Source organism: Pseudomonas sp. JH-2 (assembly GCF_036231725.1).
Lineage (GTDB): Bacteria > Pseudomonadota > Gammaproteobacteria > Pseudomonadales > Pseudomonadaceae > Pseudomonas > Pseudomonas delhiensis.
Genome location: NZ_JAZAQP010000034.1, coordinates 33,156 through 57,311 on the forward strand (window position 1 = coordinate 33,156; position 24,156 = coordinate 57,311).

21 protein-coding genes are annotated in these 24,156 nt (G+C 70.9%); 12 read left to right on the forward strand and 9 right to left on the reverse strand.

The window, feature by feature from the left end:
• Nucleotides 1-106: 106 nt before the first annotated feature.
• The 6 genes from VV867_RS21340 to VV867_RS21365 form a co-directional block, all read right to left on the reverse strand.
• Complete coding sequence (locus tag VV867_RS21340; RefSeq protein WP_089392677.1) at nucleotides 107-958, reverse strand: urea carboxylase-associated family protein; 852 nt, start codon at nucleotides 956-958, stop codon at nucleotides 107-109.
• A 17-nt stretch (nucleotides 959-975) separates the two neighbouring features.
• Complete coding sequence (locus VV867_RS21345) at nucleotides 976-1,641, reverse strand: GntR family transcriptional regulator (protein ID WP_328567495.1); 666 nt, start codon at nucleotides 1,639-1,641, stop codon at nucleotides 976-978.
• Nucleotides 1,642-1,653: 12 nt separating this feature from the next.
• Nucleotides 1,654-3,162, reverse strand: a complete 1,509-nt coding sequence (locus tag VV867_RS21350) for an amino acid ABC transporter permease/ATP-binding protein (RefSeq protein WP_109934745.1) — start codon at nucleotides 3,160-3,162, stop codon at nucleotides 1,654-1,656.
• Nucleotides 3,163-3,208: 46 nt separating this feature from the next.
• Nucleotides 3,209-4,054, reverse strand: a complete 846-nt coding sequence (locus tag VV867_RS21355) for an ABC transporter substrate-binding protein (protein WP_275627223.1) — start codon at nucleotides 4,052-4,054, stop codon at nucleotides 3,209-3,211.
• Between the two features lie 384 nt (nucleotides 4,055-4,438).
• Complete coding sequence (locus tag VV867_RS21360; RefSeq protein ID WP_275627224.1) at nucleotides 4,439-5,230, reverse strand: putative hydro-lyase; 792 nt, start codon at nucleotides 5,228-5,230, stop codon at nucleotides 4,439-4,441.
• A 99-nt stretch (nucleotides 5,231-5,329) separates the two neighbouring features.
• A complete protein-coding gene (locus VV867_RS21365) occupies nucleotides 5,330-6,265 on the reverse strand; it encodes a LysR family transcriptional regulator (RefSeq protein ID WP_275627225.1) in 936 nt (311 codons plus the stop codon).
• 204 nt (nucleotides 6,266-6,469) lie between these two features.
• Here VV867_RS21365 and VV867_RS21370 point away from each other — a divergent pair, with 204 nt between their 5' ends.
• From VV867_RS21370 to VV867_RS21390, 5 genes are read left to right on the forward strand one after another with little or no spacing between them, the layout of a single operon-like run.
• On the forward strand, nucleotides 6,470-7,750 hold the full coding sequence (locus tag VV867_RS21370; RefSeq protein WP_275627226.1) for an MFS transporter: 1,281 nt from the start codon (nucleotides 6,470-6,472) through the stop codon (nucleotides 7,748-7,750).
• Nucleotides 7,751-7,770: 20 nt separating this feature from the next.
• Complete coding sequence (locus VV867_RS21375; RefSeq protein ID WP_328567496.1) at nucleotides 7,771-8,523, forward strand: 5-oxoprolinase subunit PxpA; 753 nt, start codon at nucleotides 7,771-7,773, stop codon at nucleotides 8,521-8,523.
• The gene (gene pxpB, locus VV867_RS21380; protein WP_328567497.1) at nucleotides 8,520-9,233 is read left to right on the forward strand and encodes a 5-oxoprolinase subunit PxpB; all 714 of its coding nucleotides are present in this window, start codon (nucleotides 8,520-8,522) and stop codon (nucleotides 9,231-9,233) included. Before VV867_RS21375 ends, pxpB begins: the two co-directional genes overlap by 4 nt.
• Complete coding sequence (locus VV867_RS21385) at nucleotides 9,230-10,156, forward strand: biotin-dependent carboxyltransferase family protein (RefSeq protein WP_328567498.1); 927 nt, start codon at nucleotides 9,230-9,232, stop codon at nucleotides 10,154-10,156. Before pxpB ends, VV867_RS21385 begins: the two co-directional genes overlap by 4 nt.
• Before the next feature lie 54 nt (nucleotides 10,157-10,210).
• Nucleotides 10,211-11,089: a DUF1353 domain-containing protein gene (locus VV867_RS21390; protein WP_275627229.1), complete on the forward strand. Its 879-nt coding sequence runs from the start codon at nucleotides 10,211-10,213 to the stop codon at nucleotides 11,087-11,089.
• Between the two features lie 1,116 nt (nucleotides 11,090-12,205).
• Here the strand turns inward: VV867_RS21390 and VV867_RS21395 are convergent.
• Nucleotides 12,206-14,095 carry a filamentous hemagglutinin N-terminal domain-containing protein gene (locus tag VV867_RS21395; RefSeq protein WP_328567499.1) on the reverse strand — a complete coding sequence of 630 codons (1,890 nt, stop codon included), beginning with the start codon at nucleotides 14,093-14,095 and terminating at the stop codon, nucleotides 12,206-12,208.
• 220 nt (nucleotides 14,096-14,315) lie between these two features.
• Between VV867_RS21395 and VV867_RS21400 the strand changes: the two genes are divergently transcribed.
• The 7 genes from VV867_RS21400 (at nucleotide 14,316) to VV867_RS21430 (ending at nucleotide 21,477) form a co-directional block, all read left to right on the forward strand.
• Nucleotides 14,316-15,275 (forward strand): AAA family ATPase, encoded by a 960-nt coding sequence (locus VV867_RS21400; protein ID WP_328567500.1) that lies wholly within the window; start codon nucleotides 14,316-14,318, stop codon nucleotides 15,273-15,275.
• A complete protein-coding gene (locus tag VV867_RS21405; RefSeq protein WP_328567501.1) occupies nucleotides 15,275-16,234 on the forward strand; it encodes a DUF58 domain-containing protein in 960 nt (319 codons plus the stop codon). Before VV867_RS21400 ends, VV867_RS21405 begins: the two co-directional genes overlap by 1 nt.
• On the forward strand, nucleotides 16,231-16,728 hold the full coding sequence (locus VV867_RS21410) for a DUF4381 domain-containing protein (protein ID WP_328567502.1): 498 nt from the start codon (nucleotides 16,231-16,233) through the stop codon (nucleotides 16,726-16,728). The genes VV867_RS21405 and VV867_RS21410 overlap by 4 nt, the downstream gene beginning before the upstream one ends.
• Nucleotides 16,721-17,731, forward strand: coding sequence for a vWA domain-containing protein (locus tag VV867_RS21415; RefSeq protein ID WP_089392692.1), 1,011 nt, complete (start codon nucleotides 16,721-16,723; stop codon nucleotides 17,729-17,731). Before VV867_RS21410 ends, VV867_RS21415 begins: the two co-directional genes overlap by 8 nt.
• Nucleotides 17,716-19,473: a VWA domain-containing protein gene (locus tag VV867_RS21420; protein ID WP_425343472.1), complete on the forward strand. Its 1,758-nt coding sequence runs from the start codon at nucleotides 17,716-17,718 to the stop codon at nucleotides 19,471-19,473. Before VV867_RS21415 ends, VV867_RS21420 begins: the two co-directional genes overlap by 16 nt.
• Nucleotides 19,470-21,104 carry a BatD family protein gene (locus VV867_RS21425; RefSeq protein ID WP_328567504.1) on the forward strand — a complete coding sequence of 545 codons (1,635 nt, stop codon included), beginning with the start codon at nucleotides 19,470-19,472 and terminating at the stop codon, nucleotides 21,102-21,104. The genes VV867_RS21420 and VV867_RS21425 overlap by 4 nt, the downstream gene beginning before the upstream one ends.
• Before the next feature lie 187 nt (nucleotides 21,105-21,291).
• Nucleotides 21,292-21,477, forward strand: a complete 186-nt coding sequence (locus VV867_RS21430; RefSeq protein ID WP_328567505.1) for a hypothetical protein — start codon at nucleotides 21,292-21,294, stop codon at nucleotides 21,475-21,477.
• Nucleotides 21,478-21,523: 46 nt separating this feature from the next.
• Here VV867_RS21430 and VV867_RS21435 read toward each other — a convergent pair whose 3' ends face one another.
• Together VV867_RS21435 and VV867_RS21440 are read right to left on the reverse strand one after the other, a co-directional pair.
• The gene (locus tag VV867_RS21435; RefSeq protein WP_328567506.1) at nucleotides 21,524-23,338 is read right to left on the reverse strand and encodes a monovalent cation:proton antiporter-2 (CPA2) family protein; all 1,815 of its coding nucleotides are present in this window, start codon (nucleotides 23,336-23,338) and stop codon (nucleotides 21,524-21,526) included.
• A gap of 68 nt (nucleotides 23,339-23,406) precedes the next feature.
• Complete coding sequence (locus tag VV867_RS21440) at nucleotides 23,407-24,123, reverse strand: lipoate--protein ligase family protein (protein WP_109933760.1); 717 nt, start codon at nucleotides 24,121-24,123, stop codon at nucleotides 23,407-23,409.
• Between the last annotated feature and the right edge of the window lie 33 nt (nucleotides 24,124-24,156).

Sequence of the window (24,156 nt, forward strand, 5' to 3'; positions counted from 1 at the left end):
GGCGGGGCGATGGGATTACCACGCCGCGACATATTCGTTCATGCAGGGGTAGCGGCGGCCCTGCCCGGAGGCGTGCCGGCCGGCGGCCGGCACGCCCGTCGCCGGCTCAGCGCTCCCAGTCGGGCTTCTGCAGGCGCAGGCCGTGGAGGCCGTCGTAGGCCGCGCGCTGCGGCGGCTGCCAGCCTTCGAGCAGGGCCGGCTCGACGCGGTAGATCTCCACCCCCAGCGGGCGGCAGACACTCAGCGGGTCCTGGGCCTCGGGGCCCCACATCGGCAGCGACAGGTCGCCGCCCGGGCAGGTGGACAGCGCGCAGAGCACGTCGATCTCGGCGAAGAACTCCAGGTAGTCGCCCTGCTTCGCCGGGCAGGCCTTCATGAAGTACATGTCGTCGTGGTTCAGGCCGGTGCACTGGAAGATGTTCAGCACGTCGTGCACGTCGAACTCGGTCAGCCCGTGGGGCAGCACCGCGCGGGTCAGGTTCGAGTGGCAGTGGTGGTGGAAGTCCTCGCCGGTGAGCATCTTGTTGACGTAGGGGTCGCAGCGGGTGCCGAGCAGGTCGTGGAGGCGCCCGCCGTGCTCGTCGATGCCGTAGGCGGCCAGGCTGTCGTCGGTGATGGTCAGCAGCGGGCGCAGGAACGGCAGGTTGGACCACAGGCGGTCGTAGGTGGTCACGTGGGCGCCCTGCAGCTGGCGGGTGCGCGCGGCCCACATGCGCTCGCGCGGGTCGTTGGCGTTCCACACGTTGAAGTCGCCGACCTGCGGGCCCACCGGGGTGGTGACGCGGAACAGGTGCCCGGCCGGCACCTTCCAGGCGCGGCCGGTGCGGATCGGCACCTCGAACTGCTCGATCAGGGTGCGCGCACCCTTGTCCTCGCGCAGGCGGTCGTAGAACGCCTTGTCCACCTGCAGGGCGGAACCCTTGTTGGCCTGGTAGGCGGCGGGATAGTCCTTGTACATGTTCGGTATCTCCTGGTTCAGAGGCAGTGGGGTGCGCTGAGCAGGTCCAGCAGCGCGTTTTCGGAATCCTCGAGGTAGCTGGCCATGGCCTCCGCAGCCTCGTGCTTGCGACCGGCGCCAAGCAGGTCGTGGATGTGCCGGTCGCGGTCGATCCAGGGGCGCTGGAAGTTCTCCTCGTTGGGTGCGAGGGAGAACACCAGGCGCATCTGCGCCGCGACGTTGGCGAAGAACTCGTCGAACAGCGGGCTGCGCATCAGCCCGACGATGTGCTGGTGGAAGTGCAGGCTGTGGGTGCCGAAGGCCTGCCAGTCCTCGCGGTCCTGGGCCAGCTCGGCGGCTTCTATGGCCTCGAGCATGCGGTCGGACTGGTACTCGCGCAGCGGCTTGCTGGCGAGGATCGCCTGCAGCTCCAGGGTGCGCCGCACCAGGAAGATGTCGCGCACCTCGGCCAGGCCCAGGCGGCGCACCATCACCCCCTTGTTGCGCACGTAGGTGGCCAGGCCCTCGCGGCCGAGCTGGTGCAGGGCCTCGCGGATGGTGTTGCGCGAGGCGTTGTAGGCCTTGACCAGCTCGCTCTCGACCAGCGCCATGCCCGGCAGCAGGCGCCCGCCGATGATGTCCTCGCGCAGTTCGTTGGCCACCTGGGCCGACAGCGACAGGCCGCCGGCGTCTTTGCTTTTCATCTACGGCCCTCCTCAGGCCAGCTGGACGTCCTTGAGGAAGCGCCCCATGCGCTCGCTGCGCTGCTCCAGCAGCTCACGCGGCGGCCCGGCCTGGACGATGCGCCCGGCCTCCATGAACACCACGCGGTCGGACAGGCGGAAGGCGAAGTTCATCTCGTGGGTGACGATGACCATGGTCATGCCCTCCTTCGCCAGCTCCTCGATCACCGCCAGCACGTCGCCGACCAGCTCCGGGTCCAAGGCCGAGGTCGGCTCGTCGAACAGCATCACCGCCGGGCGCATGGCCAGCGCGCGGGCGATGGCCACGCGCTGCTGCTGGCCGCCGGAGAGCTGGTGCGGGTACTTGCCGGCGTGCGCCAGCATGCCCACCTTGTTCAGCAGCGCCAGGCTCAGCTGGCGCAGTTCGGCGGCATTGGCGTGGCTGTGGTGGTGCGGGGCGAGCATGACGTTCTCCAGCACCGTCTTGTGCGGGAACAGGTTGAAGCCCTGGAACACCATGCCGACCTGCACGATGCCCTGCATGTGCACCTTGTTGCCCAACGGCCCGCCCGGTTCGCGCGCGCCGCGCAGGAACGGCTTGCCGCAGAGGGTCACCTCGCCCTGGTCGAGCGCTTCCAGGCCGTTGAGGGTGCGGATCAGGGTGGTCTTGCCGGAGCCCGAGGGGCCGATGATCGACACCACCTCGCCCCAGCGCACGTCCAGGTCGATGCCCTTGAGCACTTCCAGCTCGCCGTAGTGCTTGCGCGCGCCACGCACCTGCAGGGCGAAGGCGCCCTGCCCCGCGGCGCCCTCGTTGCGCCGCGGCAGCACCGCCGGCAGGTCGCCCACCGGCACCGGGCGCGGCTGGCGGCGGGTGACGTCGAGGTGGTTCTCCAGGCGCCGCAGCAGGTAGCTGAACAGGGTGACGATGAGCACGTAGTAGAAGGCCACCGCCAGCATGGTCTCCATCACCAGGAAGTTCTGCGTGTAGAGCTGCTGGCCGACCAGCAGGATCTCGCTGAGGGAGATCACCGAGACCAGCGAGGTCAGCTTGACGATGGTGATGTATTCGTTTGCCAGGGTCGGCAGCGCCACGCGCAGCGCCTGGGGGATCACGATCAGCCACTGCACGCCGCGGTAGCCGATGCCCAGCGCCTTGCCCGCCTCCAGCTGGCCCTTGGCGACCGCCAGCAGGCCGCCGCGATGGATCTCGGCGATGTAGGCCGTCTCGCTCAGGACCATGGCGATCAGCCCGGCGCCGTAGGGGTTGGACAGCAGCGCGCTGGTGCCGGGGAACACCTGCGGCAGGTTGTAGACGAAGATCAGCAGCACCAGCAGCGGCAGGCTGCGGAAGAACCAGATGTACAGCGCCGCCGCGTCGCGCAGGTAGCGCCGCGAGGATTGCCGGGCCAGGGCCACCAGGAAGCCGAGGGCGATGCCCAGCAGCCAGGTCTCCAGGCTAAGCTCCACCACGGTGCCCACCGCGCGCCAGAAATCGGCGTTCCACAGCAGGCCCAGGGCATAGTGCCAGTCGAAATGCATGTTCGTGCTCCGTGTCGCTCGGCCGGCCGGCTGGCCGGCCGTCGGTTCAGTTGCCCAGCGCCTGGGCGACGTCCGCCGCGGTCGGCTCGGCGAGGTTGTAGCGTTGCAGCAGGGCCTGGTATTCGCCGTCCTGCTTCATGGCCTCGAAGCCCTGGCGCAGGCCGTCGAGCAGCTCGCCATTGCCCTTGCGCACGGCCAGGCCGATGACCACCGGGTAGATCAGCTCGCGGGAGGCGATCTGCAGGCGGCCCTGCAGCTTCTCGGCGGTGATCTTGGCCACCGCGGCGTTCTCGAACTGCACGTCCACCGCCTTGGCCAGCAGGGCCTGGGCGGCTTCCGGCGAGGTGGGGAACTCGCGCGACTGGATCGCCGGCTTGCCCTGGGCCACGCAGTAGTCGCGCGAGACCTCCAGCAGCCGGGGAATCCACGAGCCGCCCTTGATCGAGGCCACGCGCTTGCCGCACAGGTCCTCGGCGCGCTGCGGGCGGAAGTCGTCGTCGTTGCGCACCAGCAGCGAGGCGCCGCTCTTCAGGTAGGGCAGGAAGTCCACCTGGCGGGCGCGCTCCGGGGTGACGTAGAGCGCCGAGGCGACCACGTCGAAGCGCCGCGCGTTAACGCCCATCACCAGGTTGGCGAAGCGGGTGTCGCGGAACTCCGTCTGCAGCTTCAGGTGCTCGCCCAGGCCCTTCATGAACTCCGGGTCGAAGCCCGCGGGCTGGCTCTGTTCGAGGTAGGCATAGGGTGGGTAGGTGAGGTCCGAGCCGACGCTCAGCCGCCCCTCCTCCAGGGTGCCGGTGACCGCCGCCATGGCCGGCGCGGCCAGCGCCAGCACGCCGGGCAACGCCAGTGCCGCCAGCCAGCCCGCCTTCCTGCCCACAATTCGCTGTTTCATGGTGATGCCCTCGCAGAGTTATTGTTCAACAATCTTTCCGTTACGAGTAATCAAATTTAATGCCAACTCAGAAAAAGGCCGCCTGAAAATGGCCTTCGGCAGGAAAAAATCCGTTCTCTCGGAGGAGGTTCCCGCGTCCACGTGCGCTGTTACGGGGCAGGCGTTACCAAATGGAGCAGCGTGCTATCGAAAGGCTACCCAGCGCCCCGGCGGGAACAGCGGCAAGCCAGGCTGCACGGCCGAAGAAGATCGGTAACACCACGGGGATGTCGCTCAGCCGCGGCCAGCGTCGATGGCCTGGCGCAGCGCCTGAGCGGATGCAGGAGTGGCGGGGGTGGCCTGACAGCAGGGCACTCCCCGCTACCGGCGTGCTGGGCGAGGAACTCAGAGTTGGCCGTAGAGCAGGTCGCTGACCAGCATGCAGCCCGGCGCATGGGTGATGAACAGCTCCGGCTCGGCCTCGGCCAGCACCGCCTGCGGGGTAACGCCACAGGCCCAGAACACCGGCAACTCGTCGGCGGCCAGGTCCACCGGCTCTCCGTAGTCCGGCGCCCGCAGGTCGGAGATACCGATCAACCCCGGGTCGCCGATGTGCACCGGGGCGCCGTGGGTCAGCGGGAAACGTCCGGTGATCTGGCTGGCGCGTACCGCGTCGGCGGCCTTCAGCGGGCGCATCGACACCACCATGCTGCCGGCCAGGCGCCCGGCGGGGGTATTGGCGAGATTGGTGCGGTACATGGCCACGTTGCGCCCCTGCTCGATGTGCCGCAGGGCGATGCCCTCGTCCTGCAGCGCCTGCTCGAAGGAAAACGAGCAACCAATGGCGAAGGCGACGAAATCGGCCTCCCACAGTTCGCCGATGTCGCTCGTTTCGCGGTGGGGCTGGCCGCGGCGGTACACGCGGTACAGCGGCACGTCGCTACGCACGTCGATGTCGACGCCGAGCTTGTGGAAGCGCGGCGAGCCGGGCTCGGTGACGTCCAGCAGCGGGCAGGCACGCGGGTTGAGCACGCAGAAGCGGAGGAACTCGTCGGCCCAGGCGCGCTGCAGGATGACGATGTTGGCCTGCAGGTGGCGCTGGCCCAGGCCGCTGGTGTGCCCGGCGTAGTCGCCACGGCGGATCAGCCGGCGCAGCTCCAGGGGGCTGAGGGAGGCAAGGTCGTGGGGCGGTGTCATCGGCGGCTTCCTCGTGCGGGGCGGAACCGACCTTTTAGGCGGCCGGGCGCCACAGCGTCCAACAAATAGTTTCCGGGGCCGGGCATAAGGAAAGTTGATTCAGGCGTCGGTCACCGGCGGCAGCAGGACGAAGTGCGCCGGGCCGACCCGCTCCGCGTAGGCCGCCAGTACCGCGCGGCCCATCCCCAGCACCTGCTCCACCAGTTCCAGGCCGCTGCCGCCTCGCCAGGACGCCACCAGCGGCAGGTCCGGCGGCGGCGGCTCGACGCGCAGCACGCGGAGCTCGCCGCGCTCCAGCTCCTGGGTCACCAGCGCCGGCGGCAGCGCGCCTATGCCGAAACCATCGCGCACCAGGCGGGTCATGGCCGCCACCGAGTTCACGCAGTTCAGCCGCGGCACGCTGATGCCTCGGGCCTGGAGCAGGGTGAGCAGGTCCAGGTGCGGCCGCGAGTGCTTGGAGAAGGTCACCACGCGCTCGCTGGCCAGTTCCTCCAGGCTCGCGTAGTCGCGGGCGTAGGACGAGCCGCTGGCCACCACCCAGCGCAGCGGGTAGCTGCCCAGCTCCAGGTTGAGCACCGACTCGTGGCGGATCGGGTCGGTCTGGAAGACCAGGTCCAGGTAGCCCTTGCGCAACTGCTCCGCAAGGTTGATCGCGGTATCGGCCGTCAGCTCGACCTCCAGTTCCGGGAAGCGCTCCATGCCCCGCGCCACCAGCGGGCTGAGCCAGGTGTGGACGACCGTGTCCATGGCGCCGATGCGGATGCGCCCCTGGCTGACGCGCCCCGCATCGATCGCCTGGTGCAGCTCGTGCAGGGTGTCGAGCATGCGCTCGGCGTATTCCAGCACCTGATGGCCCTCGGGCGTCAGGGTCACGCCGCGCGAATCGCGGACGAACAGCTTCACCCCCAGCTCGCCTTCGAGCACGGCGATGCGACTGGAAATGGCGGCCTGGGTGCTGAACAGCTTCTCGGCGGTGAGGCGGAAGCTTTTCAGGCGAGCGACCCAGACGAAGGTCTCGAGGAATTTCAGGTTCATGGGCGGTACCGGGAGCGGACGGGCAAGCATACCCCCCGGCCGCCGGCGCGGCGACCTGGGCGCACGCCGGCGGCCATCGGAATTTCTTGTCACCGGCGACCGTTTTTATTAGCTGGACGACCGCCGCCGGGCCTCGAAGAATCTTCCCCCAGGTGACGCTATCCGGCCACCGAACAAATCCAATAACGATGATCGGAGAATCCCATGGAAAAGCAGGCGACCGCCGTGGGCGGCCTCGAGGTGCGCAGTAGCGGCCATTTCGGCTGGTACCGCGACCTCAGCAAGCAGGAGCGGCGCACCTTCTGGAGCTGCAAGATAGGCTACGGCCTGGATGGCATGGACACCCAGATGCTCAGCTTCGTCATTCCCACGCTGATCGCCCTGTGGGGCATCGGCACCGGCGAGGCGGGGCTGATCCACACCTTCACGCTACTCGCCTCGGCCCTCGGCGGCTGGATCGCGGGCATCCTCTCCGATCGCATCGGCCGTGTGCTGACGCTGCAACTGACGGTACTCTGGTTCGCCTTCTTCACCTTCCTCTGCGGTCTGGCGCAGAACTACGAGCAATTGCTGCTCGCCCGCACTCTGATGGGCTTCGGCTTCGGCGGCGAGTGGACCGCGGGCGCGGTGCTGATCGGCGAGGTGATCCGCAGCAGCGACCGCGGCAAGGCGGTGGGCCTGGTCCAGTCCGGCTGGGCCCTCGGCTGGGGCGCCACCGCCCTGCTCTACGCCTTGCTGTTCAGCCTGCTGCCGCCGGAGTACGCCTGGCGCGCGCTGTTCCTCCTCGGCCTGCTGCCGGCGCTGTTCGTGCTCTTCGTCCGCCGCCTGGTCAAGGAACCGGAGGTCTACCAGCGCGCCAAGGCCCGCGAGAGCGGCGAAAAGATCAATTTCCACGAAATCTTCGCCCCCGGCATGCTCAGCATCACTCTGCGCGCCTCGCTCCTCACCACCGGTGCCCTCGGCGGCTACTACGCCATCACCTCCTGGCTGCCGACCTACCTCAAGACCGAGCGCCACCTCAGCGTGCTCGGCACCGGCGGCTACCTGGCCATGGTCATCCTCGGCTCCTACGTCGGCTACGTGGTCAGCGCCTTCCTCACCGACCTGCTGGGGCGCAAGAAGAACTTCATCCTCTTCGCCGTCGGCTCCTTCATCGTGGTGCTGCTCTACACCCGGCTCCCCATCGGCAACTCGGCGATGCTCTGGCTGGGCTTCCCCCTGGGCTTCTTCGCCTCGGGCATCTTCAGCGGCATGGGCGCCTTCCTCACCGAACTCTTCCCCACCCGCATCCGCGGCTCGGGCCAGGGCTTCTGCTACAACGCCGGGCGCGCCATCGCGGCGCTCTTCCCCATGCTGATCGGCATGCTCAGCCAGCACGTGCCGCTGGGGCTGGGCATCGGCGGCTTCGCCGCGGTGTCCTACGGCGTGGTGATCCTCGCCGCCCTGAGCCTGCCGGAAACCCGCGGCCGCCAACTGGAACCCTGAGACGTACAGCGAGGACGACCATGCACCTTCCCCTGCTCAACTGCGACATCGGCGAAAGCTTCGGCGCCTGGAAGATGGGCCTGGACGCCGAGGTCATGCCGCACATCGACTGCGCCAACATCGCCTGCGGCTACCACGCCGGCGACCCCGGCAGCATGCGCCACACCGTGGCCCTGGCGCTGGAACACGGCGTGCGCATCGGCGCCCACCCCGGCTACCCCGACCTGCTCGGCTTCGGCCGCCGCTCCCTGGAGTGCAGCGCGCAGGAGGTCGAGGACATGCTGCACTACCAGGTCGGCGCCCTCGACGGCATCTGCCGCGCCCAGGGCGCCCGGGTGAGCTACGTCAAGCCGCACGGCGCGCTGTACAACGACATGATGCGCAAGCCCGAGCAACTGCGCGCGGTGATGCGCGCGGTCGCGGCCTACGACCGCGAGCTGCCGCTGATGCTGCTGTCCACCCGCGACAACCAGGGCGCCCTGGCCATGGCCGCCGAGTTCGGCCTGCGCCTGTGGTTCGAGACCTTCGCCGACCGTGCCTACACCCCCGAGGGCCACCTGGTGTCGCGCCAACTGCCTGGCGCGGTGCACCACGACAGCCGCCAGGTGATCGCTCAGGCGCTGACCCTGGCCCGCGGCGAGGCGCTCACCGCCAGCGACGGCAGCGCGCTACGCCTGCGCGCCGACACCCTCTGCGTGCACGGCGACAACCCCGGCTCGGTGGAGGCCGTGCGCCAGCTGCGCGCGGCCCTGGACGCCCTGGTGCCGGCATGAGGCCGCGCCTGGAAGTGGTCGCCCTGGACAGCTACATGTTGCGCCTGTTCGATGCCATCGACGAAGCCAACATGCCCTGGCTGCTGGCCGCCGCGCGGCGCCTGGACGAGGTCTTCGGCGACGAGCTGCTGGAGCTGGTGCCTTCCTACACCACCCTGATGCTGCGCTTCGACCCGCTGCGGCTGGAGCCGCTGGCGCTCCGCGAACGCCTGTTCGCCGCCCTCGACGGCCTGCGGCCGCTGCCCGGCGAGAACAGCCGCGAGCAGGTGCTGCCGGTGTGGTACGACCCCGGCGTCGGCCCCGACCTGGCCCGCCTGGCGCGGCACAGCGGGCTGGATGCGGCCGAGGTGATCCGCCGCCACAGCGGCCGCGCCTACCAGGTGTTCGCCCTCGGCTTCGCTCCGGGCTTCGCCTTCATGGGCCTGGTCGAACCGGCCCTGGCCTGCCCGCGCCTGGCCACCCCGCGGCAACGGGTGGCGGCCGGCAGCGTCGGCATCGCCGAGCGCCAGACCGCCGCCTACCCGCTGGCCTCCCCCGGCGGCTGGAACCTCATCGGGCGCACCCCGGCGCGCCTGTTCGACCGCGAACGCGACGGCTACAGCCTGCTGCAACCCGGCGACCGGGTGCGCTTCGAGGCCATCGACCGCGCCGAATTCATCCGCCTGGGCGGCGACGACACGCCCATGCCCGCCGAGGAGGGCCTGGCATGACCGTGCTGCACGTGGAAAAGAGCACCCCGCTGGCCCAGCTGCAGGACGGCGGCCGCTTCGGCGTGCGCCACCTGGGCGTGACCCAGGGCGGCGCCCTGGACTGGGAAGCCCAGGCCTGGGCCAACTGGCTGCTGGGCAACCGCCTGGACGCGGCAGTGCTGGAGATTCCCCTGGGCGGCGTGGTCCTGCGCGCCAACGCCGACACACAGCTGGCCCTGGCCGGCGCCGACCTGGCCGCCGAACTCGACGGCCAGCCGCTGGCCCCCTGGCAGGCCTTCGCCATGCGCGCCGGCCAGCGCCTGGGCTTCCACCAGCCGCGCAGCGGCGCCCGCGCCTACCTGGCGGCCCCCGGCGGCTTCCTCGGCGAGGCGGTGCTGGGCAGCTGCGCCACCGTGGTCCGCGAAGGGCTCGGCGGCCTCGACGGCCAGGGCAAGCCGCTGGCGGCCGGGGACGCGCTGCGCGCCGCCGGCGGAACGCCCCCGCAACGCCACATGCAGGCCCACCAGCGGCCGTGCTACGACGGCCCGGCGCACCTGGAACTGATCCTCGGCGCCCAGGCCGGCGACTTCGCCGGGCAGAGCCTGTTCGACGCCTTCGACGCCACCTGGAGCCTCGACCAGCGCGCCGACCGCATGGGCATGCGCCTGCTCGGCCCGCCGCTGTACTACCTGGGCAAGCCGATGATCTCCGAGGGCATCCCCCTGGGCGCCGTGCAGGTGCCCCCGGACGGCCAGCCGATCGTGCTGCTCAACGACCGCCAGACCATCGGCGGCTACCCGCGCCTGGGCGCCCTCAGCCCCAGGGCCCTGGCGCGCCTGGCGCAATGCCTGCCGGGCGCCGAGCTGCGCCTGCGGCCCAGCGTGCAGCCCGCGGCGCTGGAAGCGCACCGGCGCCTGTTGGCGCAATGGCGACAGGTCGACTGAAGCCGGCGAGCAGCAATGGCACAATGGCATCCTCCAGACATCACGGAGGATGCCATGCAAGCCGCCCCACCGCTGAACCGCCCGCTGCTGCGCCACCTCGCCAACCTGCTGGTCACCGCCCTGGGCCTGGTGCTGCTGGGCCTGGCCTGGCTGCTGCAGCCGCTGCTGGTGCAGTACCTGCTGGCCGGCGCGCTGCCGGTGTACCTGGGCGTGCTGCTGCCGCAACTGGTGGGCCGCCGCGAGCGCCTGCGGCGCATCCGTGCCGCGCGGGCGGCCTCGGTGGAGCGCTGGGGCTTCTGCAGCCGCGACCGCCCCGGGCCCTGGGTCAACTACATCGACTTCCCGCTCACGGTGGCCTGCGAGGAAGCCCGTGGCTGCTTCTTCTATAGCGAATGGCTGGTGGTCCACGACGGGCGCATCATCGTCAACCCCGGGCACAGCGAGGTCGACCTGGCGCACGGCGAGGTGCGCTACCACTTCGACCGGCCGCGCACCTACGCCTGGGACGGCTGCTCGCCGAAGGTGCCCTTCTACTGGCTGGCGATCTTCGGCACCCCGGACTGGTGGGAGCACCTGGAGGACCTGGCCTGCATCCGCGACGGCGAGGTCCGCCGCAAGCAGGTGTTCTGGCCCCTGGCGCACCATGCCAGCCTGGTGCACGACGCGCTCTACCAGTTCCTCAACGTCTCGCCGCTGGACAAGGCCTGCGCCGACCGCCTGTTCCTGCGGATGCTGCTGGACGCCGGCATGCCGCGGCCGCTGGCGTACCTCTATTACCTGGCGGTGGTGCTCGGCGGCGCGCCGAAGATGCGCCGGGTGCGCAACGGCAACAGCCCGTTGCGCTGCCTGACGCCCATCCCCGGCGCATCGGGCACCCCGGCCCGGGAGGCCCGGCTCGGGGTGCCTGATGCGGTTCATTTGGGCAAGGACTAAGCGTCCCTTTCCGGGGACGTAGGTGCTGGGTTTCAGAGCGCCCTCTCCCCAACCCTCTCCCGCAAGCGGGAGAGGGGGCTGTCCGTGCCACCGGAACGTCTGGCGTGGTCGGTTAGTCCAATCGCGGACGGAGTCCGCTCCTACGCCCGTGCTTTTCTGGAACCGTAGGAGCGGACTCTGTCCGCGATTCGGCGGATAACGCCGCAGGCGTTATGCGCCCTACGGGTTTCCCGAGAGCTTTAGGTGCCGGGTTCAAGAGCGCCCCTTTCCCCAACCCTCGCCTACGCGGCCCGCCCAGAAGGGAGAGGGGGCTGTCCCGAGCAAGCGAATAACACAGCGTCAGCCGGCAAGGCCGTAGGGCGAATAACCGTTCGCGGTTATCCGCCGTTGACCGTGCCACCGGGGCGTCCGGCGTGGCCGGTGAATCCAATCGCGGACGGAGTCCGCTCCTACGCCCGTGATTCCTGGAACCGTAGGAGCGGACCTTGTCCGCGATTTGGCGGATAACGCCGTAGGCGTTATGCGCCCTACGAGTTATCGCGAACGTGGGGAGTCAGGGTTCGCGAGCAAGCTCGCTCCTACGAAGAGCAGTGCCGCTCTTGATTTTGGACTTCCAGAGAAACCACCGAGCGCACCGGAACGCCCCTTCAGAAGGCCGAGCGAAACCGGCGCTCAGGAGGTCATGCGACATGGATGTCGCTAGAGCCCCGATCAGCACAGGGACGTGCTGTCGGGGCGGGCCTCCGTGGCGGGGGAGTTCGCGAGGGTAGCCCGGCTCCATCGGGCCCGTATGTCGGGGCAAGCCTTTTTGGTTCCTTTTGTGGCGTTTGACAAAAGGGACTCGCCCGAGGGGGCGAAACAAGAAACATCAACGCACTCCGAGCGGCGCGCTACACCGAGCAAGAAGGCATCTGGGTTATTCCCCTTCGGGCCAGCGCAAGCGCTGTTCGCGATGGAGCCGCGTCCCGCGTTCGCGGGAATGACGGGGGTTAGGTTGGATACAAGGGGCCAAACCGCAAGCAATCCATGACCCAACCCACATGAAAATGCCGTTTCCCCATAAAAGAGAAACGGCATTCTTTCTCAAGTGAACAGCACCAGGCCCGCAGCGCCGGCCTAGAGCGTCCACTTCCAGGGAATATGCGACTCGACGTCGCCGTTACTGAAGATATCCCCTTCATCCTCCAGGCTGCCCACGTCCAGGTAGAGCTCGGAGCCGCTGCCCAGCACCCCGTGGTTGACCAGGCGTTCGGCATTCACCCAGAACTCGTCGTAGGCGAGGATGGCGCCGTGGTTGATGAGCTCGCCGCGGATGTCGAGCCTGGCGTACAAGCCGCTGATCAGGCTGCCGCCCTGCTCTATCTCCATGGATTCGGCGCTGAGCCGGAGGTCGTCCTGGCTGATCAGCCGGCCGCTGCCGCTGTAGCGCCCGCTCAGCTCCAGGTGCAGCTCGGACTCGCTGCCGATCACCCCGGCATTGCGCCAGTCGCGGCCCGTTCCCCGCACGCCCAGCGCGCCGTTCAGCCGGCCGCTGGCGCCCTGCTCCAGCTCGGCCACGTCGAGGATCAGCTCGCGAGCCTGCAGGCTGCTGTTGTTGAACCAGTGGTCGCGCTTGATGTGCAGCACGGAGCGGGTGACGAAGCGGCCGCCGGCCAGGCCCAGCTGCGCCAGGTCGATGCCGAAGCGGCCGTTGCCGTTGTGCCCCACCCAGCCGCCGTCGTTGAGCAGGCCCGCGCTGCGCAGGTCGAGGTCGCGGGCGTTGGTCTCCAGGGTGCCGTTGCGGTTGTCCAGCACGCCGCCGATGGCGATCTCGGTAGTCCCCTGCCAGCCCCGGGCGCGGATCCGTCCGCGGTCGTTGACCAGGCCGGCGGCGTACAGGCGCAGGCTGCCGCGGCTTTCGATCAGGCCCCGGCTGTTGTCCAGGGCACCGCCCAGGCTGAAGTCCATGTCCTGGGCGCGCAGCTCGCCGCCGCGGTTGTCCAGGCCGCCGCCCAGGCGCAGGAGCAGGCGGCCGGCGCTGTCCAGCCGGCCCTGGTTGACCAGGTTCCCGGCGGCCCACAGCTCGGTGTCGCCGCCGGCGCTGACCGGCCCGGCCAGGTGCAGGTCGCCGGCCTTCAGGCGCAGGCTCCCGGCGCTGTGCAGGCGCGCCAGCTGCAGGCGGCCATTGGCGTCGATGTGGATGTCGCCGGCGCTGGCGGCCAGTTCCCCGGCCAGCCTCACACCCACGCCCCGCTCGGTGCCGACCAGGCGGATGGCGTTGGCGTACATGCCGCCCAGGGCCGAGCTGTCGATGGCCAGGCGCGGCCGCTGGCGGCCGTCGTCGGCCTTGGCGCTGGCCGCCAGGCTCTCGCCGTCCACGCGGTTGCGCCCGGCGACCAGGTCGAGCTGCCGGGCGTGCAGCGCGGCGTTGAGCGAGGCGCTGCGGGTGATCAGCTCGAAGCGCCCCACCTGGCGGGCGTCGAGCCCGGCGCCCTCGATGCCGATGTGCCCGTCGTCGACGTCGTAGCCCACCAGACGGTCGCCGTCGAACAGCGGCTTGCCGGTGGTCAGGGTGGCCCGCGGCATGTTGATGAAACCGCAGCCGTTGCAGGTCACCCCATAGGGGTTGGCGAGGATGAAGTGCGCGCCCGGCCCGGCGATCTCGATGGCGCCCAGCAGCTGCGAGGGGCTGCCGCCGGTGACCTCGCCGAGGATCTTGCGCGCCGCGCCATCGTGCAGGTTGGGATTGCCGCCTATGGCGCCGCCCAGTTGCGACTGCGCCGCGCCCGGCGAGTTGTTGAGGATCAGGCCCTCGCGGCCGACGTTGAAGTGGCCGAACCTGTTGTGCGACAGGCCATTGGCGTTGGGGGTGGCGATGTTGACCACGGGCACGCCGTTGCCGGCGGAGCCCAGGCTGGCGTTGCCGGCGCCGGGGTCCAGGGTCAGCGGGGCGGCCGCGGCGTGCGGGTGGCTGAAGAACAGCAGGCCGGCCAGGACGACCGGGAAATGCAAGGCATTGCGTTCCATGTCCATCGACTCCACGTTTTCCATGAGGAGCCTCCCACGTTAGAGGCAGTGCGCTTCGGAAACGCGTCCTTGTCCCGTGGGAAGCGTCCCCCTCGGCCGGCGGAACCGACGACCACGCCGCGCCGCCACGCCACCCTGCACGCACCTGCGCCGATGCAGTAAAGTAATGCCCCCGGCGGCCGCGCCACGCCGCCCTCCCCATTCCAGGAACCCGCATTCGATGGAACACCGTGAGTCGCTCCTCGCGTTGCGACATTTCCTCTCCAGCCAGATCCTCGGCCAGGAAAAGCTCGTCGAGCGCCTGCTCATCGCCCTGCTCGCCGACGGCCACCTGCTGGTGGAAGGCGCGCCCGGGCTGGCCAAGACCAAGGCCATCAAGGACCTCGCCGAAGGCCTGGAGGCCGAGTTCCATCGCATCCAGTTCACCCCCGACCTGCTCCCGGCGGACATCACCGGCACCGAGATCTATCGCCCGGAAAACGGCACCTTCTGCTTCCAGCAGGGGCCGATCTTCCACCACCTGGTGCTGGCCGACGAGATCAACCGCGCCCCGGCCAAGGTGCAGTCGGCGCTGCTGGAGGCCATGGCCGAGCGCCAGGTCAGCATCGGCCGCAGCACCTACGACCTGCCGCCGCTGTTCCTGGTGATGGCCACCCAGAACCCCATCGAGCAGGAGGGCACCTACCCGCTGCCCGAGGCCCAGCTCGACCGCTTCCTGATGCACGTGAAGATCGGCTACCCGGAAGCCTCGGTGGAGCGCCGCATCCTCCAGCAGGCCCGTGGCGAGGCGCTCAACGGCGAGGCGCGGCCGGAGCGCCAGGTGACCCAGGAATCGATCTTCACCGCGCGCAAGGAAATCCTCGGCCTGTACATGGCCGACGCGGTGGAGGAATACCTGGTGCAGCTGGTCATGGCCACCCGCACCCCGGCCAAGTACGACACCGAGCTGGCCGAGTGGATCGCCTACGGCGCCAGCCCGCGCGGCTCCATCGCCCTCGACCGCTGCGCCCGGGCCCACGCCTGGCTGGGCGGGCGCGACTTCGTCAGCCCCGAGGACATCCAGGCGGTGCTGTTCGACGTGATGCGCCACCGCCTGATCCTCTCCTTCGAGGCGGAAGCCGCGGGGATCGACCAGGACCGCGTGGTCCAGCGCATCCTCGACGTGGTCGCCGTGGCCTGATGCCGGACACCGCCAGCAACGGCGTGACGGTCAGCCTGCAAGAGCTGATCGACATGCGCCATCGCCTGCGCGAGGTGCAGCTGTTCTCCACCCCGGCCCGGCGCAGCCCGCTGATCGGCCTGCACCACTCGCGCCTGCGCGGGCGCGGCGTGGACTTCGACCAGGTGCGCGTGTACCAGCCCGGCGACGACGTGCGCACCATCGACTGGCGTGTCACCGCGCGCAGCCAGGAGCCGCACACCAAGCTGTTCCACGAGGAGCGCGAGCGCCCGGTGTTCGTCCTCGTCGAGCAGAGCCGGCGGACCTTCTTCGGCTCCGGCCTGTGCCTGAAGTCGGTGCTGGCCGCCCGCGCCGCCGCCCTCCTCGGCTGGGCCGCGCTGGCCCACAACGACCGCATCGGCGGCCTGGTGCTGAGCGACCACGACACCCACGAGATCAAGCCGCGGCGCAGCAAGCAGAGCCAGCTGCAGTTGCTCAACCTGATGGTGCGGGCCAACCACGCGCTGCTCGTCGACGCGCCGGCGCCCGCCTCCGGCGACTGCTTCGGCCTGGCCCTGCGCCGCGCCCGCGAGGTGCTGCGGCCGGGCAGCCTGGTGATGGTCGTCTGCGACGAACGCGCCCTCGGCAACGCGCCCCAGGGCGACCTGGCCGAGCAGCAGCTGGGCCTGCTGGCGCGGCACACCGACCTGGTCCTGCTGCCGGTGTCCGATCCGCTGGACCACGCCCTGCCGGCCGCCGGGCTGATGCGCTTCGCCGAAGGCCAGGCCATGCTCGAGGTGGACACCCACGTCGACGAACAACGCCTGGCCTACCGCGCCCTGGGCGAGGCGCGCCGCGAGCGCTGGGCGCGGGTCAGCCAGCGCCTGGGCGTGCCGCTGCTGCCGCTGAGCACCCAGCTGGACCTGGTGGAGCAATTGCGCGACCACCTCGAACAACCCGCCGCGGGGAAGCGCCCGTGACGCCCCTCGACGCCCTGGAACCGCTGCTCCAGCCCGCCGCCGTGCCCTGGTGGCCGCCGGCGCCGGGCTGGTGGCTGCTGGCCGCGCTGCTGCCGCCGCTGGCCTGGGCGGCGTGGCGCTGGCGCCACCGCCTGCTGCCGCGCCACCGCGCGACGGCCCCGGCGGAAGCGCCGCTGGAACCGATCCGCGTCGCCGCCCTGGAAGAGCTGGCGCGCCTGCCGCGCCCCTACGGCGGCGCCTCCGCCGGCCCCTGGCTGCAGGCGCAGAACGCCCTGCTCAAGCGCCTGTCGCGGGTGCGCTGGCCGGACGACAACTGCCACACCCTGAGCGGCCGCGCCTGGCTGGCGTTCCTCGACAACCGCTGCCCGGCGGCCGGCCTGACGCGCTGGATGATCCTGGTGGAGGGCGGCTACCGCGCCGAGTGCAAGCTCGACGACAAGGCCATCGACGGCCTCGCCGCCGCCGTGGAAACCTGGGTGCGCAAGCATGTTTGAATTCGCCTGGCCCTGGGCCTTCCTGCTCGCCCCGCTGCCCTGGCTGCTGCGCGTGCTGCTGCCGCCGGCCGACAGCGGCGAGGCGGCGCTGAAGGTCAGCTTCCTCGCCGAACTCGAGGGCCTGGCCGGCCGCCGCGCCCGCGCGCAACTGCCGGCCTGGCGCCTGCAGGCGCCCTTCGTGCTGCTCTGGCTGCTGTTGCTGCTGGCGGCGGCGCGCCCGCAATGGGTCGGCGAGCCGCTGCCGATCCCCGCCAGCGGCCGCGACCTGCTGCTGGCGGTGGACGTCTCCGGCTCCATGGACACCGCCGACCTTACCTGGCAGGGCAGCGAGATCAGCCGCCTGAACCTGGTGCAGAAGCTCTTCGGCAACTTCATCGAGGCGCGCCGCGGCGACCGCGTCGGCCTCATCCTGTTCGGCAGCAAGGCCTACCTGCAGGCGCCGCTGACCTTCGACCGCCACAGCGTGCGCGTCTGGCTGGACGAGGCGCTGATCGGCATCGCCGGCAAGGACACCGCCCTGGGCGACGCCATTGGCCTTGCGCTCAAGCGCCTGCGCCAGCGCCCGGCGCAAAGCCGCGTGCTGGTGCTGATCACCGACGGCGCCAACACCGCCGGCGAGATCCCGCCGCTGACCGCCGCGCGCCTGGCCGCCGAGGAGAGCGTGAAGATCTACACCATCGGCATCGGCGCCGACCCGCAGCCCGGCGGCGTGCTCGGCGCGCTCGGCCTCAACCCCGGCCTGGACCTGGACGAAGGCACCCTGAAGGCGATCGCCAACCTCACCGGCGGCGAATACTTCCGCGCCCGCGACGGCGCCGAGCTGGAGGCCATCTCCAGCACCCTCGACAGCCTCGAACCGGTGACCCAGAAGCCCACCCAGGCGCGCCCGGCCCTGGCCCTCTACCACTGGCCGCTGGCCGCCGCGCTGCTGCTGAGCCTGCTGCTGGTGGCCGGCGAACTCTGGCCGCCGCAGCAATGGCGCTGGCCGTGGAGGCGCCCGTGAACCTCTGGCCGCACCTGCTGCGCCCCTGGTGGCTGCTGCTGTTGCCGCTGCTGGCCTGGCTGCTGTGGAAGCTGCTGCACCGCCAGCGCCGCGCCGGGCGCTGGCAGTTGCTGCTGCCGGCGGCCTTCCACCCCTGGCTGCTCAAGGGCGGCAGCGGCCGCGCCGACCGCCGCCCCTGGCTGTACCTGGGCCTGGCCTGGCTGCTGGCGGTGCTGGCGTTGCTCGGGCCGAGCTGGGAACGCATCGAGCAACCGGCCATGCAGCGCAGCGACCCGCTGGTGGTGATCCTCGAGCTGACGCCGCGGATGCTCGCCGGCGACCTGCCGCCCAGCCGCCTGGAGCAGGCCCGGCGCAAGCTCCTCGACCTGCTGCGCGCGCGCCCCGACGCGCAGACCGCCATCGTCGTCTACGCCGGCAGCGCCTACACCCTGGTGCCGCTGTCCAACGACCTGTTCACCGCGCGCAACCTGCTCGATGCGCTCAAGCCGTCGATCATGCCCGAGCCCGGGCAGCGCGCCGACCTCGCCGTGCAGCTGGCGCGCCGCCTGCTCGACCAGGGCGCCCAGGGCAACGGGCGCCTGCTGCTGCTCACCGGCGGCCTGGACGAAAGCGAGCAACAGGGCATCCGCAAGGCGCTGCACGGCCACGGCCGGGACTTCGCCATCCTCGCCGTGGGCAGCGCCGGCGGCGCGCCCATCCCGCAGGAGGACGGCACCTACCTGAAGGACGACCAGGGCGGCATCCTCCTGCCGCGCCTGGACGAGGCCGGGCTGCGCCAGTTCGCCGCCGGCCTGGACGCCGGCTACCAGCGCCTGGGCGCCGGCGACCGCGACCTCAAGGCCCTCGGCCTGCTGGACGCCAACCGCGGCCTGGAAGCCGCCGGCAACGACGCCGTGCTGCGCCTGCAACGCTGGGCCGACCAGGGCTACTGGCTGCTCCTGCCGCTGCTGCTGCTGGCCGCCTGCGCCGGCCGCCGCGGCTGGCTGTTCAGCCTGCCCCTGCTGCTGCCGCTGTGGCTGGGCGCGCCGCGACCGGCCCTGGCCTTCGAGTTCGCCGACCTCTGGCTGCGCCCCGACCAGCAGGGCCAGCGCCTGCTCGCCGAGCAGCGCCCGGCCGACGCCGCCCGGCACTTCGCCGACTTCCGCTGGCGCGGCCTGGCCCTCTACCAGGCCGGCGACTACGACGGCGCGGCCCGCGCCTTCGCCCAGGGCGACACCGCCGCCGACCACTACAACCGCGGCAACGCCCTGGCCCGCGCGGAGCAGTACGAGGCCGCCATCGACGCCTACGAGCGGGCGCTGGAACTGCAGCCGGACCTGCAGCAGGCCCAGCGCAACAAGGCGCTGCTGGAAGAGCTGCTGCGCCAGCGCGAGCAGGACGCCGCCCAGCAGCGCGCCAACGCCTCGCAGGCCCTGCGCAGCGGCGAGGCCGAGTCGTCGCCGACGGCACCGGCCAGGCCCTCGGGCCAGCAGGACCAGGAAGAACGGCCGGCGCGCCCTTCCGCGGCCCTGCAGAACCGCCAGCAGGCCAACGCCGAGCGCCTGCAGGCCACCGACCCGGACGACGAGCCGCCCACCGATGCGACGGAACTCCCGGCCCCCTCGGCGGACGAAGAGGAACTCAGCGACGAAAGCCGCCAGGCCCTGGAACAATGGTTGCGGCAGATTCCCGACGAACCCTCCGAACTGCTGCGCCGCAAGTTCTGGTACCAACAGCAGCAGCACCAGGAAAACATGCCATGAAAGGGTTGATCTGCCTGATCCTGCTCAGCCTCCTCGCCTTCCAGGCGCAGGCCAGCTTCACCGCCAGCGTCGACCGCGCACGCCTGACCGAGGGCGAGAGCCTCGACCTGACCCTGGAGTCCGACGACCCCACGCAGTTCGGCAAGCCGGACCTCACGCCCCTGGGCGAGGCCTTCGAGATCCTCGGCACCCGCCAGGTCAACCGCCTGACCACCCTAGACGGCCAAGCCCAGGCCACCACGCGCTGGATCATCACCCTGCGCCCCACCCGCACCGGCGCCCTGCAGATACCGGCGCTGCGCATGGGCAACAGCCAGACCCAGCCGATCGGCCTGCAGGTGCTCAAGGCCGAGGACGCGGCCGGGCAACAGAAGCTCTCGCCGGTGTTCATCGACGCCAGCCTCGACCACGAAACGGTCTACGTGCAGGCCCAGGCCATCCTCACCCTGCGCATCTACCACTCGGTCTCGCTGTACGACGACAGCAGCCTCAGCCCGCTGCAGATCGACGACGCCAAGGTCGAGCAGCTCGGCCAGCCGCGCACCTACGAGAAGGAAATCAACGGCGTGCGCCACGGCGTCATCGAGGTGCGCTTCGCGATCTTCCCGCAGCACAGCGGCGAGCTGACCATCCCCGCGCTGAACTTCAGCGCCACCCAGGTGGCGCGCAACAACCCCGGCGACACCTTCGGCGTGCTGCCCGGCAAGCGCCTGCGGGTGAGCTCGCCGGAGATTCCCCTGGAAGTGAAGCCCAAGCCCGTCGACTACCCGGCCGACGCGCCCTGGCTGCCGGCCCGCGCCGTCGCCCTCAGCGAGAGCTGGGCGCCGCAGCCGGACCAGGCGAAGGCCGGCGAGGCCCTGACGCGCAACCTGATGCTGCGCGTCGAGGGGCTTTCCAGCGCCCAGTTGCCGCCGCTGCCCCAGGCCCTGCCGGCCGGGCTGCGGCACTACCCCGACCAGCCGCAGCTGGCCGAGGAACAGGGCGACCAGGGCGTGATCGGCAGCCGCGAGGAACGCCAGGCCCTGGTGCCGGACCAGGCCGGCCAGCTGAGCCTGCCGGACATCGAGATCACCTGGTGGAACACCCAGGAAGACCGCCTGGAGCACACCACCCTGCCCGGCCGCACCCTGGACGTCGGCGCCAACCCGCAGCTGGCGGCCCAGCCCCCGGCGACGCTGGAAGGCGCCGTGGGCACCGGTGGCCAGCCTCTGTGGCCCTGGCAGCTGGCGACCCTGCTGCTGGCCCTGACCAGCCTGCTCGGCTTCGGCCTCTGGTGGCGCGCCCGGCGCCAGCCGGCCATCGTCCGCGCCGCGGCCAACGCGCCCAGCGCCCGTACCCTGCTCGACGAACTGCGCCGCTGCTGCCAGGCCAACGACCCCCACGCCACCCGCCAGGCCCTCGACGCCTGGGCCCGCCAGCAGCCGGAAACCCTGGCCGACATGGCGGCGCGCTTCGTGCCGCTGTCCGACGCCATGGACGGCCTCAACGGCGCGCTCTACAGCGACAGCGAGGGCGGCCACAACTGGGAGGGCGAGGACCTCTGGCGGGCGATCCGCACCCTGCCCGCCGCGGAAGGCGGCGGCGCGGCGACGGCCGAGGGCAACAGCCTGCCGCCGCTCTACCCGCGCTGAGCCGGGCCGGCGCCCCGCCGGGGCATCGATGGCGTCGATAGTCACCAGCAGGCGGATTCAATTCCCTTCGCCGCGACCGGGCGCGAGCATGCGCCCATGGCCCCGCGAACCCAGGGGCCGCGAGGCGGCCTGAGCGTGCATACCCCGGAACGCCCCGCTGACCACGAGGCTGACGGAGGAACGCAGCATGCAGGCCGCACTGGATATTCTGTTCATCATCGGCTCCCTGGCGGAGCTGCTGCTCTACGTCGCGCTGGCCGCCATCGGCCTGGCCGTGACCCTGCTGCTGGCCGCCATCGGCGTGCTCACCCTGCGCTCGCCCGGCGAGCCGATCCGCATCGACGAGCCGCCGCGCCGCCGCGTGCGCGGCTGAAGCCCGCCCGCCGGCCGGGCGCAAGCGGCCCGGCCATGGCGCCCGCTCAGGGCTTGCCCACGCCCCGGTCTTCCAGTTGGTCGGCCTCGAACAGCGTCTCCAGCTCCCGGCGCGCCTCGCGGGCGGTCTGGATCACCGCCGCGGCATCGTCGTAGACCTTGTACTGGGCCATCAGCACTTCCTCGTCGTGGCGGCGGAAGCGGCGGATGCGCGCCAGCGCCTGTTCCTCGGAAAGGCCCATCTCCATCAGCACCCGCCGGCTCATCTCCAGGCTGGAATGGAACAGCTCGCGCACCGGGCTGGCCCCGGCGTCGAGCAGGTGGTAGACGTGCTGGCGGTTACGCGCCCGGGCGATGATCTTCACGTGCGGGTAGAGCTTGCGCACCAGGCGCGCGGTGTCGATGTTGGTCTGCGGGTCGTCGGTGGCGACGACGAAGAACTCGGCCTTGTCCACCTGGGCCGCGCGGAGGATTTCCGGGCGCAGCGGGTCGCCGTAGAAGATCGGGATGCTGCCGTAGCTGCGGCTCAGCTCGATGGTGTCCACCGAGGTGTCCAGGGCGATGAAGGGCACGCGCTGGGCGCGCATGATCCGCGCGACCACCTGGCCCATGCGGCCCATGCCGGCGATCACCACCCGCGGCGCGTCGCCCTCGATGCGCGTGTATTCCTCCGGCGCCTCGCGCACCGGCTCCGGCTTGGGCTTCACCAGGCGCGCGGCCAGCAGCACCAGCAGCGGCGTCACCGCCATCGACAGGGTGATGCAGAGCACCAGCAGGCTGTGCAGGTTGGCGTCCAGCAGGCCTTCGGCGCGGGCCAGCTTGAACACCACGAAGGCGAATTCGCCGCCGGCCGCCAGGACGATGCCCAGGCGCAGCGCCGAATGGCCGTCGAGGCCGCCGGTGAGGCGCCCGAGCAGGTACAGCAGCGGCAGCTTCAGGGCGATCAGCAGCACCGTCAGGCCCAGCACCAGCAGCGGCGAATGCAGCAACAGGCCGAGGTCGGCGCTCATCCCCACGCTGATGAAGAACAGCCCCAGCAGCAGGCCCTTGAAGGGCTCGATCTGCGATTCGAGTTCATGGCGGTATTCCGAGTCGGCCAGCAGCAGGCCGGCGAGGAAGGCGCCCAGGCCCATGGACACCCCGGCCAGCTCCATCAGCCAAGCGGTGCCCACCACCACCAGCAGCGCGGTGGCGGTGGACAGGTCGGCCATGCCGGTGCGCGCCACCGTGCGGAACACCGGGCGCAGCAGGTAGCGCCCGCCGACCACCACCACGGCGATGCTGCCCACGACCTCCAGGAAGTGGCGCCAGTCGCCGCCCGGCGCAGCCTCGTCGGCGCGCGCGCCGAGCAGCGACACCGCGGCGATCAGCGGGATGGCGGCGATGTCCTGGAACAGCAGGATGGCGAAGGCCAGGCGGCCGTGGGGGCTGGCCAGTTCCTTGCGCTCGGCGAGGATCTGCAGGCCGAAGGCGGTGGACGACAGCGCCAGGCCGCCGCCGAGCACCACCGAGGTGTTCAGCGGCAGCTCGAAGGCCAGGTGCGCCAGCGCGCCTATCACCAGCGCGGTGAGCAGCACCTGGGCCAGGCCGATGCCGAACACCGCCTTGCGCATCACCCACAGGCGCTTGGGCGACAGCTCCAGGCCGATGATGAACAGCAGCAGCACCACGCCCAGCTCGGACAGGCTGGCGACGCTTTCCGGGTCGTCGATCAGGCGCAGCACCGAGGGGCCGATCAGCACCCCGGCCAGCAGGTAGCCGAGCACCGCGCCCAGCTGCAGGCGCTTGGCCAGCGGCACCATGAAGACGGTGGCGATGAGGAAGACCACCGCCGATTGCAGATAGTTGGAACCATGCTCCATGCCGGAACGCTCCTTGGCAGGATGAGGCCCGGCGCGCGGCCGGGCGGGTGGAACGGAAAAGGTGTGGGTCAGGCCGGCGGCGGCAGGCCTTCGCGGGCCAGGTGGCGCTGGAACTGCCCGGCCAGGGCTTCGACCTGCGACCAGGGCTGGGAGTGCCGTTCCTCCAGGGCCACGTGGCTGTCGGCGCGGATGACGGCCGGCAGCTCGACGGCGCGGTAGAAGGCGTTGACCACCTCGGCCATGGCTGCGCGCTGGTTCTCCAGCAGGATGGCGCCATGGGCCAGCACCACGTAGCGCCCGTCGCTCTGCCGGCGGCGCCAGCGCTGGGCGGTGCCGACCAGCTTGCGCCCGCCCAGGTTGACGTTGTAGCGGCCGTCGCAGAAGGCGCCCTCCACCTCGCCCAGGCCGGCCTCCAGGCCCAGGGCGGCGAGCCAGTCGCAGAGCGGCTGGCAGAGGCGCTGGTAGGCGGTGTCGATGCGCGTCTGCTCGTTGTCGCCGTCGGGTACCGCATAGCACAGGGCGACGTTGAGCACCGCCGGCGACTGCGGCACCGGCTCGCCGCCGGTGTCGCGCAGGGCGATCGGCCAGCCGAGCTCGGCGCAGCGCGCCTCGGCCTCGGCGAAACCGGCCAGCCGGCTGAGCCGGCGCGGCATCACCAGCGCCTGCTGCAGCGGGCGCCAGAACAGCAGGCGGCTGTCGCCCTGGCCGCTGAAGACCTGGTCCAGGGCGGCGCGTTCGGCATCCAGGCCGTCTTCCGCGGAAAACCGCAATACCCGTTCGCCCATGTCCTTCTCCTTTCGCCGTGCTGCCTGACAGGT